We start from the raw sequence: 15,703 nt of genomic DNA, 5'->3' as shown, positions 1-15,703 counted from the left end.
GCATCGCGGACGCGGCCGGCGAGGTGGCTGCGGGAGCATTGATTTGGGCGCTGGGTTGAACCGGCATGTCCATGATTCTATCGCCGTGGTCGTGAACCCGCGCATCATGCCGGAAGGACGACGACGGTCGCAATCGCGGCGGGTGGAGGTTTATCTACAATCGCTCGCGGGCCGAGGCGAACGTCGTGGCCAGCGCCGACCCGAAGTGCATCGGTAGCAGCAATGCGATCCAGAAATAATTGTCCTGCACGAAGCCCGGCAGGATTTTCACGAACCAGGCGAGGATGGCGCAGAACGCGACGGATGCGGCCATGCGCCGGGCGAAGCGCGAAGGTCGCCAGCGTCGGCGAAACGCGCCGAGCCATGCCGGCAGCAGCAGCAGGCACAGCGGGTTGAGCAGCAGGATGTTTTCGTTGCGCCAGGCGGAGACGTGCTCGGTGAACGCCCACAGACCGACGAGAACGAGGCCGCCGATGCCGCAGACGAGGGCGATCGCGCTCGCGCCCGTCGCAAACACGATGCGCGCCGCCGCGTTCGCGCGCGCGCGCGCCAGACCGGGCAAGATCAGCGCGGCGAGGATTCCCGATACGAGCGCGCCCCATGTCCAGCGCGGCGGAAATTCCTGCGGATCGGGCAGATGGCCCGTGTTTAGCAGCGTCTCGTTCGCGACCAGCGCAACCGTCCGGCCGTTGGCGTCGCGCACGCTGATTTCGCGCGCGTGACGCATGAGCTCCGTCGGCACGAAACTCTCGTCCCAGTACGACAGACGCTGGTCGGAATACGGGCCGAGCCCGGCATCGATGCCGAGCATCAGCGCCGTGACGGGGCGCATGAGCCGGACGGCGTCCATGCGGTAGGTGAAGCCGCGCGAGGGCGAAATGAGCTGGGCTTTGATCGCGCCGCCGAGCGCTTCGTCGAGCGCGTCGCGCACGCGCGTGGAGCAGTTGGCGCGGAAGTAGTCGTAGCGGTATTGCGCGTTTTCGGGACGCGCGTTCCATTCGAGGTACTCGGCGAGTTTTGCGCGTTGCGCGGGGACCAGGTTCAGTTCCTGGCGTACGATCCAGCGGCCTTCCTCGACGTAGACCGGGTATTCCTCGGCCGGGTCGCCGACCGCGATGCGATACATCATGCGGCCGCGCGCGAAGTCGAGGAAGAAATTCTTCTGCGCGAAGTCGAACATGCCGTAGTTGTACACGCGTGCCGCGCCGGTTGCGGCGTCGCGGATCTCGATCGCGTTGTGGCCGAAGCGTTCCCAGACTTCCTCGCCGGGGCCGAAGGTGATCAGCGCGACCGTGAGTTCGGAACCGCGTTCGGCGGAGTCGCCCGCGGCGGTTTGCGCGAAGGCCGGGCAGATCAGCAGGCAGCAGGACAGTGCGCCGATCGCGCGCTGCCATCCGCGGAACAGCGCAACGATGCGGTCAGGCATCGAGCGGCCGCACGGCGAACTGCAGCACGCGGCGGTCGTCGGCGCGGGTGACGTGGAAATGAAACCCGCCGAAGTCGACTTCCTCGCCCGTCTCGGGCAGGTGGCCGAACTCGCTCGTGACCATGCCGCCGATCGTGTCGAATTCGTCGTCGGAGAAATGGCTGCCGAGGCGCTCGTTGAAGTCGGCGATCGGAGTCAGCGCGTTGACGAGGAAACGGCCGTCGGGCTGCGCCTGGATCAGCTTGTTGCGCGCCGGGTCTTCCTCGTCGTGCTCGTCGTCGATCTCGCCGACGATTTCCTCGAGCACGTCCTCGATCGTGATCAGGCCGGCGACGCCGCCGTATTCGTCCATCACGATCGCCATGTGGTTGCGCGAAAGGCGGAATTCCTTGAGCAGGATGTCGAGCCGCTTTGATTCGGGAATCATCGCCACGGGGCGCAGCAGCGGGCGGATGTCGCGCGGCGCGGCGCCATTGGCGAAAATCCTGAGCAGGTCCTTGGCCAGCAGGATGCCGACGATCTCGTCGGCGTCCTCGCCGTGCACGGGGAAGCGCGAATGCCCCGACTCGATCACGCGGCGCAGGATTTCGTCGAACGGCGCCTCGACCGGCAGCACGACCATCTGCGCGCGCGGCACCATGACGTCGCCGACCTGCTGGTCGGCCACTTCGATGGCGCCTTCGACCATCGACAGGGTGTCGTTGGAAAGCAGGCCGTTCGCCTGCGCATGACGCAACTCCTCGAGCAATTCTTCGATGTTGCGCGGTTCGCCAGAGACCAACTGGCTGATCCGGTCCAGCCAGGATCGCGGCGGGACCGAATTCGGAGGATCGTCGTTCATTTCTCTGCGTGCAAAGCCCGTCACGGGCGGCTTTTCAGTATACCGGAAAGTCGACGCCGGGTTTATAAATCTTTTTGATTCAATCAGTTATACGGATCTTCGATGCCGAGTCCGGCAAGGATGCGCCGCTCCAACCCTTCCATTTTCCGCGCATCGGTCTCGTTCTCGTGATCGTGGCCGAGCAGGTGCAGGACGCCGTGAACGGTAAGGTGCGCGTAGTGATCGCGCGGTGCCTTGCCCTGTTCGGCTGCCTCGCGCCCGACCACTGCGGCGCAGATCACGAGGTCGCCGAGCAGCGGCAGCTTCACGCTGGCCGGCAACTCGGCCGGGAACGACAGCACGTTGGTGGCATAGTCGCGGCTGCGGTAGCGGTGGTTGAATTCGCGGCCCTCATCGGCATTGACGAGGCGGATCGACAGCTCGGCCGGCGTTCGCCGGCCTGCGCCGGTCAGCGCGGCGTCCACCCAGGATCGAAACGACGCGGGCGAGGGCAGGCCCCGGCGTGGCAAAGCATAGCTGACCGAAACCGAAGCGCGCACGGCGCCCATCACCCAACCGCTGCCTGCGGATGCTTTTTCCGCGTGTTGCGTTCGGCGTTGCGCGTCGCGGCAGCGGCAGCATCGCCGTTTTCCGATTCGTGACCGCCGATTCCCGATTCCCGGCTTTCGTACGCGCGCACGATGCGCTGCACGAGCGGATGGCGCACGACGTCCCTGGCCTCGAAGAAGGTCATGCTGATGCCCTCGACCTTGCCGAGCACCTCGACCGCGTCGCGCAGGCCGCTCTTTACTTGCTTGGGTAGGTCGACTTGGGTCAGGTCGCCGGTGACGACCGCGACCGAACCGAAGCCGATGCGCGTGAGGAACATCTTCATCTGCTCGACCGTCGTGTTCTGCGCTTCGTCGAGAATGACGAACGAATCGTTGAGCGTGCGCCCGCGCATGTACGCCAGCGGCGCGATCTCGATCACGTTGCGCTCGATCAGCTTGCCGACGCGGTCGACGCCGAGCATCTCGTAGAGCGCGTCGTACAACGGACGCAGGTAGGGATCGACCTTCTGGGTCAGGTCGCCCGGCAGGAAGCCGAGCTTCTCGCCGGCCTCGACCGCGGGGCGCACGAGCACGAGGCGCTGCACGCGCGAATCGTTGAGCGCATCGACCGCCATCGCCACGGCGAGCCAGGTCTTGCCGGTGCCGGCCGGGCCGACGCCGAAGTTGATGTCGTGGCGCGCGATCGCGTGCAGGTATTTCTGCTGGTTCGCGCCGCGTCCGCGCACGGTGCCGCGCTTGACCTTGATCGCGACTTCCTGCGCCTCGAAATCTTTGCCTTCGGAGGATTCCAGGCCCGACTCGGACAGGCGCAGCGCCACCTGCGCGCCGTCGAGCGCTTCGCCCGCGGTCGCCTCGAACAGGTCGCGCAGCACGCGCTCGGCGAGTTTCACCTTCGAGGCGGCGCCGCTGATGCGGAACACGTTGCCGCGGTTGGCGATCTCGACGCCGCAGCGCAACTCGATCTGGCGCAGATGCTGGTCGAACGGACCGGCGAGATTGGCCAGGCGTTCGCCGTCGTTCGGTTCGAGGGCAAGATTGTGATGGACGGGTGCGCTCATACGGTATCTGCGTACTAAAAAGTCATCGACTGCAGCGAGTAACCGCATCCCGGATCGCCGACCAATTTCGGTTTTCGACCCAAGCAAACGCACAATTTTTTCCGCGTCGCTCCCACAACCCGCCGAGTTGCTTCTTTTCGGTGCTGTCGCGACCGTCCGCGAGGTGACTGCCCTTGTATTCGGCCGCCACGATGCCGCCGTTTTCCAGGCCAATCAGAAAATCGGGATAGAAGCGGTCGGACGAAGTCTGCAGCGAAAACGAGCCGGGCTTTTTCTCCACGTTGCGCACCCACCAGGCCATTCCTTCGAGCGTGTTGGCGATGAACTCGGCGCACTCGAACTCCTCGCCCCTCGGCTTGAGATTGCCGATCACCGGGAAGAAATGCCGTTTCAGTGGAATCAAACCCGCATACGGCGTGTCGTAGGCGTACGCGCCCTGGCGCAACACGATAGCGTGCTCGTTGCGCGTCTCGAAACGCGATTCGTCGCGCAACAACTGATCGAACTCACGTTGCTTGGCTTCGCGCAATCCGGCGGCGAGCTTGCGTTCGACGGCCGCGCGCAGGCGGAACTTGCGGTAGGCCAGTTCCGCCACGTTGAACGGAGGCGTGCGCTCCGTCACGAGCCAGCTCACGACCGCGTTGATCCACGCGACTTTTTGATCGCGATCGGCATAGGGGAAAGCGACATTGCGGTCGAGCCAGCCGACCAGTTCCGCGCGATCCCATCCGTCCTCGATGCCGAACAAACTCAGTTGGCTGTCGAGCTTGTCGTAGACATCGCAGGTCACCGTCTCGAGTTGCGAGATGGAAAGCTGCGCGCGCCGCAGCGCTTCGAGATCGTGAGCGAATTCGCCCTCGGTCAGCGCCGGGTCGAACGAATCGATTTCCCAATCGGCGTCGAGCAAAGCCGCCTCGCGGAAAACCTCGAAGAAGCTGCCTTGCTTCAATTCGAGCTGTGGAATGCGCGCTTCGACTCCGCGCTCCGCCGGCGTCGGTGCGGGTCGGGCCGGTGCGATGCGTGCCGCAAGCGCGGTATCCAGTCCTTCTCGCATCGCCTGTGCTGCTTCGGGCTTGCGGAACATCGCGGCGACTTTCTGCACTTCCTGCGGGGTCACCACACCGCGAATCGTCAACGTGCCACTCTCCGGCGACACCTCGATGCGATTGCGCAATGCGGCGGGCAGCGCGGCGATCGCGTCGCGATCCGGTTCCAGCAATTTCTTGTCCACTTCGGGCAGGGGCACGGTGATGTCTTGCGTGAACAGGTTGCCGGCAACGACGGCGTCGCCCGGAATCCGGATCAATTCCTTCGTATCGAGCCGCTCGAAGCCGCTCTGCACGAGCCCGTCGCGCAGGCCTTGTACGGTCGCGGCAAGCTGGTCGGACACGACATAGGCGTAGCTGCGATTGAGCGTTTCGTGCTGCTTGCGCCGCACGTTCGGCATGCGCAGCACGCGCCCGAGCACCTGCTCCACCGCCGTGGCCGAGGTCGTGTTGCGGAACGTGAACAGCACGTAGGCGTTCGGGCAGTCCCATCCTTCGCGCAGCTTGTCGACGGTGATGATGAACTGTGGATAGTGCGCATCGCCGAGACGCTTGCCGCTCAGTTCGTCGAGTTCGCCCGTGGCGATCGCGATCGATTCCGCGGGAATCTGGAAATCCTCGATCAGATGTTTCTTTACCACGTCCGGCGTGAAGGTCTGCGCCGTCGCGCTGCGCCGCTCGGCCTGGATCAGCATCACGATCGGCGCGATGACTTCGCCCGTTGCCGCCGCTTCGGTTTGTGCGTCGCGCTCGAGCGCGCGCAGGCGCGAGATCGCTTCGGTCAGCGTCACCTTCCACTCGGCATGTGTGGCAAGTTCCAGCGGCAGCTTGAGCATATCCTCGGCCTGCAGCGTCGCGGCGGATACGCTGCGCAGCACATTGGACGGCGTGTTCACGCGATCCGGCGTCGCCGTCAGTTCGAGCACGCACGACGGCCCGAGCCGTACCAGCGTCTCCACCGCGAGCTGCGAACCCTGGTTGTGTGCCTCGTCCACGATCACGAACGGATGGCGCAGGCGGATCGCGTCGACCAATGAACCCTCGCCGCGCAATTCCACCGGGATGTCGGTGAAGTGCGCCATCAGCGCGCCGTTCTGCCGGTTCACGCGCAGGCCTTCGGCACCCTCGCGCTTGAACGACTGCATCGTCGCGACGAGGATCGTCGGCGCGGTGTCGAGCGTCGCCGGCTGCACCGCCAGCGCCTCGTCGATGCCGAGCACGTTCACCGGCCCGAACAGCACGCACAAGTCCTCGCGCAGCAGTTCGCCCGGCGTCTTCAACACGTGCAAGGTCTGCTCGCGGATCGGCTCCGACGGCACCAGCCACAGCACCAGTGGCGTGTCGCTCGCGAGAAACGCCTTGCGCACGCGCGCGATCGCCTGCGCGCCGAGGCGCGTCTTGCCGCCGCCGGTCGGCACGCGCAGGCACACATAAGGCACATCCGTCGCGCCGGGCAACGCGCGATAGGGCAGGGCATGCCCGTAACCTTCGAGGGTGCTATCGGCGAACGCGGGCGCGGGATCGCCCAGCTCGCGCGTGCGCGCGAGAAACGCCTCCAGCGCATCGAGCAATCGTTCCTGGTAATCCTTCAGGACCATGATTTCACCGCGAGTTCGTAGGGCAATTGCTTGAACGCGATGCCGAGCTGGTTGAGCCGCGTCTTGTCGAAGCGCGTGCGCGCGGCGTAGACCACCCACGGCCCGGCGAAGTCGCCGGCGATTTCGCGCAGCACGTCCAGCGTGCGGCCGTTGAGCACGTTGCCGCCCGCGTCGCTGCGGTCGGCGAGGATGCCGTTGTAGAGCAGGAACACCGCCGTGCCATTGACGACGCCGAGCAGCGGCGATTTGGCGGCACTGCGCTTGGGCGGCACGCGCCCCGCGCCGGTTTCGGCGAACCAGACGTATTCGGCCAATTCGACGAAGCGCACATCGGTGCGGATGCGGCCATCGGCGGTGAACAGCGGTTCGGCGGAAAGGCGGCAGAACTGGAAGCCGCTGCCGAGGCCCGCGACCTTCTCGCCCTTCGCATTGGTGTAGCCCTGGGCGACGCGGCGCACGCGCTCGGCAGTCACATTGCGCGCGATGCCTTCGTCCATTTCGACGAGGATAAAGGGGCGGTGGCCGCCGTCTTCGGCGTTCTGTTTCAGCACGGCGTGGGCGGTGCTGCCGGAGCCGGCGAAGCTGTCGAGGATCAGCGAGTCTTTGTCGGTCGCGATTTGCAGGATGCGTTGAAGCAAACGTGTCGGTTTGGGAGTATCGAATGCCGTCTGCGTGCCGAAAATATCCTGCACTTCCTTGCGTGACTCATCCGTGTGCCCGACTTCCTCATGGGGCCACCATGTCCAAGGCACGAAGCCTTCGACTTCAGATAAATAGCGAATGACATTTGGTTGCGCCGATCCATCTTTGCCGAAATAGATTCGGCCTGCCGCTTTCAGCTTCAAAAATTCGCTTTCGATAGTTGACCAACAGCGGCCTTCTGGAGGCTTTATCCGCTTGCCCGATGGGGTTTCGATTTCATACATCTGATTGGGCCGAAACCCTTGCGCTGTCATCGGAATGCCGCGCCATCGCCCTTTCGGATCGTTGTTCGGATTCTTGTAAACGGCTGCCTGCCTCTCGTCGATGGGAACCCGATTCCGCGTCTCCTGAAAAAGATCCTTGTTCATCGCGTACACGAGCACGTATTCGTGCACATCGCCGATCGCTCCGCGATTCTCGCGCGAATAGCGCTTCTGCCATGCATTGCATGCAACGAAACGGTGACGGCCAAATATTTCGTCCATGAGAATGCGAAGGTGCGCAATCTCGGACTCATCCATGGATATCCAGATAGAACCATCTTCACGCAAAAACTGCTTCAACAACACCAGCCGCGGATACATCATGCACAGCCAGCGGTCGTGGCGGTCGAGCGTCTCGCCTTCCTTGCCGACGACTTCGCCCAGCCACTTGCGGATTTCCGGGCTGTTGACGTTGTCGTTGTAGGCCCAGCCTTCGTTGCCGGTGTTGTAGGGCGGATCGATGTAGATGCACTTCACCTGCCCGGCATAGCGCGGCAGCAGCGCCTTCAGCGCCTGCAGATTGTCGCCCTGCACGATCAGGTTGCCGCTGTCCGTCGCGCCGCAGGACAGCTCGGCCACGGGTTCGAGCAATCGAGTGGGCACGTCCTTGTGGTGCTTGACCACGGCGGCTTTTCCGATCCAGTTCAATACCGGCATGGTATGGTTTTGTTTCCGAACGGTAAGGCTGTCAGGGTCTGGAGCGCGATCGATCAATGGCGCAGCAGATTGCGCGCGATGGTATAGCAATGCAGCGCCACCGGCATGAATTCGATGCGCTGGCCGGCGACATCGATGTGGCCCGAATGCGTGCGCGTGGTTACGAGAGGCGTGCGCGCCAGCTCGTGCCCGCGCGCCAGTTCGCACAGACCGCGCAGTTCGCCGGGCGTGTCCGCAGCACGATCGGACCATTTTATTTCGACGGCGAACCTGGGTTTTTGCGTGCGGCTGTCGAGCGAGACGATATCGACTTCCAGGTCCTGGCGGCCAGCCTTCCAGCGCGCGTAGTGCAGCGAGCGGCTGACGTCGGCGCTGTGCAGCCATTGCGCCCAGACGGCGGTTTCGGCGAGGCTGCCCATGGCCTCGTCGTCGGCTTGCGCCATGCCGAACAAGGCCGCACGGATCGAGGGATTGGTGAGATAGACCTTGAACGTGCGCGCACGCTGCATGCGTTGCGCGTTGTCGTCGATGCGGTGCACGCGGCGGATCAGGTAGGCCGCTTCGAGATATTCGAGATATTCGCCGAGGCGCGCTTTGGTGATGCCGGAGTGCTTGCTCAGTTTTTCGAGCCCCAGTTCGTTGCCGGTATTGAAGGCGAGGACGTTGAAAAAGCGGTTCAGCTCCTGGGTGTCGCCGATGCCGTAAAGGCTCGGCAAGTCTTTGAGCAATACTTTGTCGACCACGTCTTGTCGCAGAAAGCGGGCCGGATTGGCGCGCACGACCGGATTCATCACGGCTTCCGGGAAGCCGCCGTAGTTGAGGTAGTTGATGAACTCGACGTTCAGCGCATGGATGTCGGTGGCAAGATAGCTCGGTGCGTGGTCCGAGACGGAATCGGCGTTGCGTATCAGGTTGTCTTCCGCGCCGGCAAAGCGCAGGTATTCCGCGAACGTCAAGGGCGGCAGGATGAATTCGGTGAAACGGCCGGCGCCGGATTCGCGGCTCTTCATGCGCAGCGCGGCGGCCGCGGAACCGCTGGCGACAAAACGGATGTGCGGATAGGTATCGACGAGGGATTTGAGGTGAACTTCCCAGTCCTTGAAATACTGCACCTCGTCGAACAAAACCCACAACGGCGTATCCGTGCGATGGCGGTGCAGATCGGTGAACATTTGCACCATGCTTTCCAGGTTGCGGCCGGAGTAGATCGGCGCATCCAGAGGCAGGAACAGGATGCGCGTCCCGGCCACGCCATCATCGAGCAGTCGGGCGACAAGCTGCTTGAGCATTACCGTTTTGCCGACCCGGCGCGGGCCGATCAGCACGACTGCGCGGCGGACATCGACGCGGGTCGCGAGCTTGGCAAACTGCGCAAAATAGGCGCGATGCGGCCATGCAGCCTCTTCGGAATCGATGCCCACGCCCGCGCGCCACCATGGATTGTCGGTAGCAAGCCTGCGTTGGACTTCCTGGGTTGGAATCTGAAGATCGGTCGCCATAAGCACGTTACGGAAGTGCCAACTCGTCAAATTAAGTAGTTAAATTATACCTTAATTCGACAGCGAGCGATTTTCCTTTTTCCGGCAAACAGTTGGAGCGTTGCGTCGGACGATTTGCGATGGTGCATCAGAGCCTGCGGGCAGCGCTGGTATGGGGATTCAGGCTGCCACGCGTGCCGCTACGCGCCCGCGCAGCGAATTGCTCATCGCCTCGGTGATCTGCACATCGACGAACTGACCGACGAGGTTTGCCGTTGCCGGGAAGTTCACGTAGCGCATGTTCTCGGTGCGGCCGGTCATTTCCTTCGGGTTCTTTTTGCTCGGGCCTTCGACGAGCACGTTCTGCACCGTGCCGATCATCGCCTGCGAAATCGCCTTTGCATTGGCGTTGATCGTCGCCTGCAGGCGTTCGAGGCGTGCGTGTTTGACCGCATCGCTCGTGTCGTCGGGCAGGTTCGCGGCCGGCGTGCCGGGGCGTCTGGAGAAGATGAAGGAAAAACTTTGGTCGAAGCCGACGTCGCCGATCAGCTTCATCGTCTGCTCGAACTCCAGGTCGGTTTCGCCCGGAAAGCCGACGATGAAATCGCTCGACACGGAAATGTCCGGACGCACTTTGCGCAGCTTGCGGATTTTCTGCTTGAACTCGAGCGCCGTGTAGCCACGTTTCATCGCGCTCAGCACGCGATCGGAGCCGGACTGCACGGGCAGATGCAGGTAGTTGGCGAGCTTGGGCACGTTCGCGTAGGCCTCGATCAGCGAGTCGGAGAACTCGAGCGGATGCGAGGTGGTGAAGCGGATGCGGCCGATGCCGTCGAGTTCGGCGATCGCGTGGATCAGCAGCGCCAGATCGGCGACGTTCTCATCTCTGCTTGCGCCAAGGCGCTCGCACGCGCCGTCGTGCATCGCGCCGCGGTAGGCGTTGACGTTCTGGCCGAGCAGGTTGATCTCGCGCACGCCCTGATCGGCGAGCTGCGCGACTTCGGCGATCACGTCGTCGAACGGACGGCTGATTTCCTCGCCGCGCGTGTACGGCACGACGCAGTAGGAACAATACTTGGAGCAGCCTTCCATGATCGAGACGAATGCGGTCACGCCTTCCTTGCGCGGCGCGGGCAGGTGGTCGAACTTCTCGATCTCGGGGAACGAGATGTCGACCTGCGGTTTTTTGCTCTCGCGCCGCGCTTCGATGAGCTGCGGCAGGCGGTGCAGGGTCTGCGGGCCGAACACGAGATCGACGTAGGGCGCGCGCTTGACGATCGCCTCGCCCTCCTGGCTGGCGACGCAGCCGCCGACGCCAATGACGAGATTCGGATTGTTCGCCTTCAGTTCGCGCCAACGGCCGAGCTGCGAGAATACCTTCTCCTGCGCCTTCTGGCGGATCGAGCAGGTGTTGACGAGAATGACGTCGGCTTCGGCCTCGTTCTGGGTCAGTTCGAGCCCGTGCGAGGCGGCGAGCACGTCGACCATCTTGGCCGAGTCGTACTCGTTCATCTGGCAGCCGTGGGTCTTGATGAAAAGTTTGCCGGGCATGGTCGCGGAATGGGGAATTTTTCTTGAACCGCGTATTCTAAGGCCGGAATGGCGTCGCCGCATGTGCGGCGGCGCCCAAGTTCGTCCGGTGCGATCTCTCGGAGTCGATGAAACGATCCTTGCGCCAATGGGGCTGGTGGCTCTGCGTCGGCCTCGCCGCGGGCGGGTTGGCGCGCGAGGCGTTCGCCGGCGCGATGTATCGCTGTAACGGGTCGCACGGCGAAATCGCGATCACCAACAAGCCGGCGGGGTACACGGCTTGCACGAAATTGAGCGACTACGCCGAGCCGGAGGTCAAGGCGCGCAAGCCTGCGCTCAAGCCGGATGCGCCGAAGGCGGACTTCGCCGACGTGGTCAGCGGGGAAGCGCGCCAGAACGATGCGGCGAAGCCGGCGGTATCCTCAACGCAATCGCCGGCGGCCGCATCGAAAGCGCCCGCCGTCCGGCCGCGATACGAATACCGCTCGGCGCCGCCGACGCCGTTTTCCGACGTGGTCGGCGAAACGCGGCTCGACGGCGAAGCGCCGACCCGGACCATGGCGAACGCGACCGAGCGGCCGGACGCGGCGACGCAGGTGCGCCGCGGCGCGGTTTTCCGCGTCGCACGCGCCAACGGCATCGTCGAATACACCAACGTGCGCCCGAGCGGCGGTGCGTACACGACGCTGTTCACCTACATCGCCACCTGCTACGCCTGCGACGTGAAATCGGCGATCGACTTCGCCACTCTCGCGCTCAATCTCGATGCGTACAAGGACGAAGTCGCGGCGTCGGCGTCCGAGTTCGGCGTCGACCAGGCGCTGCTGCGCGCGGTGATCCATGCCGAATCCGCCTTCAATCCGAATGCGATTTCGGTCAAGGGCGCGGAGGGGTTGATGCAGCTGATGCCGACGACGGCGAACGACATGGGCGTGACCAGTCCGTTCGATCCGGCGCAGAACATCCGCGGCGGCGCACGTTATCTGGCCGGCCTGCTCAAGCTGTTCAACGGCGACGAGCGCCTGGCGACGGCGGCCTACAATTCGGGACCGCAGAACGTGCAGAAATACAGCGGGGTGCCGCCGTTCGACGAGACGCGCGTCTACGTCGATCGCGTGGCGACGCTGCGCAAGCGCTACGGCGAGGCGCGCTGACGGCGCCGCCTGTGCCGGCGCCTCAATCAGTCCGGCTGCGGCTGCCCTCCGGCTTGTGGCCGTGCGCCCGGCGTGGGGCGTTCGGCGAGTTCCAGATCGAGTTGCAGCGACTGGCCGTTGCGCTGGGCGGTCGCGGTGACCTTGGTGCCGGGCGCCAGATGCGCTTCGCGGTTGCGCAAGATGAGTGCGTTCGGCACCCATTTGCCGTCGATCCGCGTGATGATGTCGCCGGGCTTCAATCCGGCTTTCGCGGCGGGGCTTCCGGTCTCGACCGCGGTGACCAGCGCGCCGTTGGTGACGACCGGCATCGGATCGTTCGACGAAGGCGGTACGTCGCGATAGGACGCGCCCATCCATGCGCGGATCACGTGGCCGTAGCGGACGATCTGGTCGAGCACCTTCTTCGCCGTGGCGACCGGAATCGCGAAGCTGATGCCGTAGTTGCCGCTGTTCTCGGACGGTGAGAAGGTGTTCGAGTTGATGCCGACCAGTTCGCCGTAGGCATTGACGAGCGCGCCGCCGGAGTTGCCCGAGTTGATCGCCGCGTCGGTCTGGATGAGGTCCTCGCCGTTGGCGGGATTGATGCGGCCCACGGCGCTGACGATGCCCATCGTCACCGTGCGGTCGAAGCCGAACGGGTTGCCGAGCGCGAGCACCACGTCGCCGACCGCGGCGGGCTTCTCCGCGATCGGAACCGTGGCCTGGTTCCAGACGTCGATCTTGAGCACGGCCAGGTCGGTTTCCTCGTCGCTGCCGATGATCTTGGTCGGCAGGCTGCGGCCGTCGGGCATGCCGACGCTGATGTTGGTCGCGCTCTTGACCACGTGGTAGTTGGTGAGCACGTAGCCGTCGTCGCTGACGATGACGCCGGAGCCCAGGCTCTGCACCGGCACGTTGGTCACCACTTGCGCCAACACCACGGGTGGCAGGTTCGGATCGCCCGTCCGCAACAGCCTCGACTGTTTCTGCTGTTCGATCTTGTCGACGAAGATGCTGACGACCGCGGGCGCCGCCGCCTCGACGGCGGACGAATATGAGGTCGTGATCGAACCGGCTTCTTCGGTCGCAGCCGGGTTGCGCGCGCCGCCGCTGGGGCCGAACCCCATGCCGGACCCGGCGGGCCGTTTTGCGGGCTGGGCAATGTGCGGCTTTGTGGTTTGGGTCTCCGGCGCCGGAACGGCGGTGGGCGGTGAACTGTCGGAGGCAGTCTGGCCGCGCAGGCGCGCCGTCCACTGCGGTGCGACGAGCGTGGCGACGAAAGCGAGAGCCAGACCCAGGGTGACGAACTGTGCGACGAACTGGATCAGCCGGTAGAAATTCTTCATGGATATCGACGAACGGAGCAGACGGTTTGTTTTTCGTTGTCTGCGGCAGGGGGCTTTGGTTAAACTAACACGATTTTTGCGGAAGCCCGTGCGGGCCGCCCAGCGGATTTACAGCATGTACAGCAATTCTCGGAGTACCGGATGGCAAACGAGGGTGTGAATCAGGGACGCCGCAGGTTCCTTACCGGGACGACCGCGGTCGTCGGCGGGATCGGAGCCGTGTTCGCGGCGACTCCCTTCGTCAAATCGTGGGAACCGAGCGAGCGCGCGAAGAACGCGGGCGCGCCGGTTCTGGTGTCGATCGACAAGATCGAACCGGGCCAGAAGGTCTCCAAGCTCTGGCGCGGTTCGCCGGTGTGGATCATCAACCGCACCAAGGCGATGCTCGACACGCTGCCGGGGCTGAAGGATCGCCTGCGCGATCCCGATTCGCTCGCCAGCGACCAGCCGAAGTACGCGCAGAACATCGACCGCGCGATCAAGCCGGAATGGCTGGTCATGATCGGCATCTGCACGCACCTGGGTTGCTCGCCCGAGTTCATCCCCGACATCAAGCCGGAACCGTTCGATCCGGACTGGAAGGGCGGTTTCTTCTGCCCCTGCCACAAGTCGCGCTACGACATCTCCGGCCGCGTGTTCCAGGGCGTGCCCGCGCCGCTGAACATGGTCGTGCCGCCGTACAAGTTCGTCGACGACACCCACATCCTGATCGGCGTGAACCCGGAGGACAAAGCCTGATGGCCAGCAACGCACTCTCCAGGATCGGCACCAGCATCGGCAACTGGGTCAACGAGCGCGCGCCGGGCATGATGCCGGTGTACCGCAAGCACATGACCGAGTACTACGCGCCGAAGAACTTCAACTTCTGGTATTACTTCGGCGTGCTCGCCATCGTCGTGCTGGTCAACCAGATCCTCACCGGCATCTTCCTGACGATGTTCTACAAGCCGGGCGCGGCGACCGCGTTCGACTCGGTCGAATACATCATGCGCGACGTCGACTGGGGTTGGCTGATCCGCTACATGCACTCGACCGGCGCGTCGATGTTCTTCATCGTCGTCTACCTGCACATGTTCCGCGGCCTGATGTACGGCTCGTACAAGAAGCCGCGCGAACTGGTCTGGCTGCTCGGCATGTTCATCTTCCTCGCGCTGATGGCCGAGGCGTTCATGGGCTACGTGCTGCCGTGGGGCAACATGTCGTTCTGGGGCGCGAAGGTGATCATCTCGTTGTTCGGCGCGGTGCCGTTGATCGGCGACACGCTCGTGCAGTGGATCATGGGCGACTACAACCCGGCCGACGCGACGCTCAACCGCTTCTTCGCGCTGCACGTGATCGCGCTGCCGCTGGTGCTGCTGCTGCTCGTCGTGCTGCACATCTTCGCGCTGCACGAAGTCGGCTCGAACAACCCGGACGGCATCGAGATCAAGAAGAAGAAAGACCCGGCCACGGGCAAGCCGCTCGACGGCATCCCGTTCCATCCGTACTACACGGTGCACGACATCGTCGGCGTCGGTTTCTTCCTGACGATCTGCGCGTTCGTCATCTTCTACCAGCCGACCGTCGGCGGCTGGTTCCTCGAGAACGACAACTTCATCCCGGCCAATCCGCTGGTGACGCCGCCGGAGATCAAGCCGGTGTGGTACTTCACGCCGTTCTACGGAATCCTGCGCGTGATCCCGAGCAAGGGCCTGGGCATCTTCGCGATGTTCGCGTCCATCGTGCTGTTGTTCCTGCTGCCGTGGGTCGACCGCGGCGTGGTCAAGTCGATTCGTTATCGCGGGCTCGGCTACAAGGTCGCCCTGGGTCTGTTCGCATTGACCTTCCTGCTGCTCGGCTCGATCGGCGCGGGCGTCACCGGCGAAATGATTCCGAAACTGTTCGGCGCCAACGCCGACGTGACCAGCATAGAGATGCACTTCGGCTGGCTGCTCGTCCTGATGTATTTCGGCTACTTCATTTTCCTCTGGATCTATACGGCGTTCGGTTACGAGAAGACGAAACCCGTTCCTGATCGCGTGATTTTCGGGGGCCATTGACATGACGACGGGAATCAAAAAGCGGCCATCCCTGG

Annotated in this window: 12 protein-coding genes and 1 pseudogene; 3 read left to right on the top strand and 10 right to left on the bottom strand. The window is 63.9% G+C overall.

Features of this window, described 5'->3' with window-relative positions; translation table 11 throughout:
- Nucleotides 1-154: 154 nt before the first annotated feature.
- From QM741_RS18810 to miaB, 9 genes and pseudogenes are all read right to left on the bottom strand, one after another.
- Nucleotides 155-1,426 carry a DUF4105 domain-containing protein gene (locus QM741_RS18810; RefSeq protein WP_415209272.1) on the bottom strand — a complete coding sequence of 424 codons (1,272 nt, stop codon included), beginning with the start codon at nucleotides 1,424-1,426 and terminating at the stop codon, nucleotides 155-157.
- Nucleotides 1,419-2,267, bottom strand: coding sequence for an HlyC/CorC family transporter (locus QM741_RS18805; protein WP_415209271.1), 849 nt, complete (start codon nucleotides 2,265-2,267; stop codon nucleotides 1,419-1,421). Before QM741_RS18805 ends, QM741_RS18810 begins: the two co-directional genes overlap by 8 nt.
- 83 nt (nucleotides 2,268-2,350) lie before the next feature.
- Nucleotides 2,351-2,815: an rRNA maturation RNase YbeY gene (gene ybeY / locus QM741_RS18800; protein ID WP_415209270.1), complete on the bottom strand. Its 465-nt coding sequence runs from the start codon at nucleotides 2,813-2,815 to the stop codon at nucleotides 2,351-2,353.
- The gene (locus QM741_RS18795) at nucleotides 2,815-3,543 is read right to left on the bottom strand and encodes a PhoH family protein (RefSeq protein ID WP_415209311.1); all 729 of its coding nucleotides are present in this window, start codon (nucleotides 3,541-3,543) and stop codon (nucleotides 2,815-2,817) included. The genes ybeY and QM741_RS18795 overlap by 1 nt, the downstream gene beginning before the upstream one ends.
- Nucleotides 3,544-3,719: 176 nt before the next feature.
- Nucleotides 3,720-3,876 (bottom strand): annotated as a pseudogene (locus QM741_RS18790) (phosphate starvation-inducible protein PhoH); the annotation flags it as partial.
- 22 nt (nucleotides 3,877-3,898) lie between these two features.
- Complete coding sequence (locus tag QM741_RS18785; RefSeq protein WP_415209269.1) at nucleotides 3,899-6,520, bottom strand: DEAD/DEAH box helicase; 2,622 nt, start codon at nucleotides 6,518-6,520, stop codon at nucleotides 3,899-3,901.
- Nucleotides 6,511-8,199, bottom strand: coding sequence for a site-specific DNA-methyltransferase (locus tag QM741_RS18780; protein WP_415209268.1), 1,689 nt, complete (start codon nucleotides 8,197-8,199; stop codon nucleotides 6,511-6,513). Before QM741_RS18780 ends, QM741_RS18785 begins: the two co-directional genes overlap by 10 nt.
- Nucleotides 8,196-9,641 carry an ATP-binding protein gene (locus QM741_RS18775; RefSeq protein ID WP_415209267.1) on the bottom strand — a complete coding sequence of 482 codons (1,446 nt, stop codon included), beginning with the start codon at nucleotides 9,639-9,641 and terminating at the stop codon, nucleotides 8,196-8,198. The genes QM741_RS18780 and QM741_RS18775 overlap by 4 nt, the downstream gene beginning before the upstream one ends.
- Nucleotides 9,642-9,800: 159 nt before the next feature.
- Entirely contained in the window at nucleotides 9,801-11,171 is a 1,371-nt protein-coding gene (gene miaB / locus QM741_RS18770) for a tRNA (N6-isopentenyl adenosine(37)-C2)-methylthiotransferase MiaB (RefSeq protein WP_415209266.1), read from the bottom strand.
- Between the two features lie 107 nt (nucleotides 11,172-11,278).
- Here miaB and QM741_RS18765 point away from each other — a divergent pair, with 107 nt between their 5' ends.
- Nucleotides 11,279-12,304, top strand: a complete 1,026-nt coding sequence (locus tag QM741_RS18765; RefSeq protein WP_415209265.1) for a lytic transglycosylase domain-containing protein — start codon at nucleotides 11,279-11,281, stop codon at nucleotides 12,302-12,304.
- 26 nt (nucleotides 12,305-12,330) lie between these two features.
- Here QM741_RS18765 and QM741_RS18760 read toward each other — a convergent pair whose 3' ends face one another.
- Entirely contained in the window at nucleotides 12,331-13,629 is a 1,299-nt protein-coding gene (locus QM741_RS18760) for a S1C family serine protease (protein ID WP_415209264.1), read from the bottom strand.
- Nucleotides 13,630-13,770: 141 nt separating this feature from the next.
- On the opposite strand from QM741_RS18760, the gene petA reads away from it, so the two are divergent.
- Entirely contained in the window at nucleotides 13,771-14,367 is a 597-nt protein-coding gene (gene petA, locus QM741_RS18755; RefSeq protein ID WP_415209263.1) for a ubiquinol-cytochrome c reductase iron-sulfur subunit, read from the top strand.
- Nucleotides 14,367-15,668 (top strand): cytochrome b, encoded by a 1,302-nt coding sequence (locus QM741_RS18750; RefSeq protein WP_415209262.1) that lies wholly within the window; start codon nucleotides 14,367-14,369, stop codon nucleotides 15,666-15,668. Before petA ends, QM741_RS18750 begins: the two co-directional genes overlap by 1 nt.
- Nucleotides 15,669-15,703: the final 35 nt, after the last annotated feature.

Source organism: Rudaea sp., assembly GCF_047601565.1.
In the GTDB taxonomy this organism is placed as follows: Bacteria; Pseudomonadota; Gammaproteobacteria; order Xanthomonadales; family Rhodanobacteraceae; genus Rudaea.
Note: the sequence above shows the minus strand (reverse complement) of the source record. Positions and strands in the feature narration are given on the sequence as shown.

Excerpts from the sequence above, each read along its gene's own strand:
- QM741_RS18805 (WP_415209271.1), bottom strand. The coding sequence starts at position 2,267 with ATGAACGACGATCCTCCGAATTCGGTCCCGCCGCGATCCTGGCTGGAC.
- QM741_RS18810 (WP_415209272.1), bottom strand. The coding sequence starts at position 1,426 with ATGCCTGACCGCATCGTTGCGCTGTTCCGCGGATGGCAGCGCGCGATC.
- petA (WP_415209263.1), top strand. The coding sequence starts at position 13,771 with ATGGCAAACGAGGGTGTGAATCAGGGACGCCGCAGGTTCCTTACCGGG.
- QM741_RS18765 (WP_415209265.1), top strand. The coding sequence starts at position 11,279 with ATGAAACGATCCTTGCGCCAATGGGGCTGGTGGCTCTGCGTCGGCCTC.
- QM741_RS18785 (WP_415209269.1), bottom strand. The coding sequence starts at position 6,520 with ATGGTCCTGAAGGATTACCAGGAACGATTGCTCGATGCGCTGGAGGCG.
- QM741_RS18775 (WP_415209267.1), bottom strand. The coding sequence starts at position 9,641 with ATGGCGACCGATCTTCAGATTCCAACCCAGGAAGTCCAACGCAGGCTT.
- miaB (WP_415209266.1), bottom strand. The coding sequence starts at position 11,171 with ATGCCCGGCAAACTTTTCATCAAGACCCACGGCTGCCAGATGAACGAG.
- ybeY (WP_415209270.1), bottom strand. The coding sequence starts at position 2,815 with ATGGGCGCCGTGCGCGCTTCGGTTTCGGTCAGCTATGCTTTGCCACGC.
- QM741_RS18750 (WP_415209262.1), top strand. The coding sequence starts at position 14,367 with ATGGCCAGCAACGCACTCTCCAGGATCGGCACCAGCATCGGCAACTGG.
- QM741_RS18760 (WP_415209264.1), bottom strand. The coding sequence starts at position 13,629 with ATGAAGAATTTCTACCGGCTGATCCAGTTCGTCGCACAGTTCGTCACC.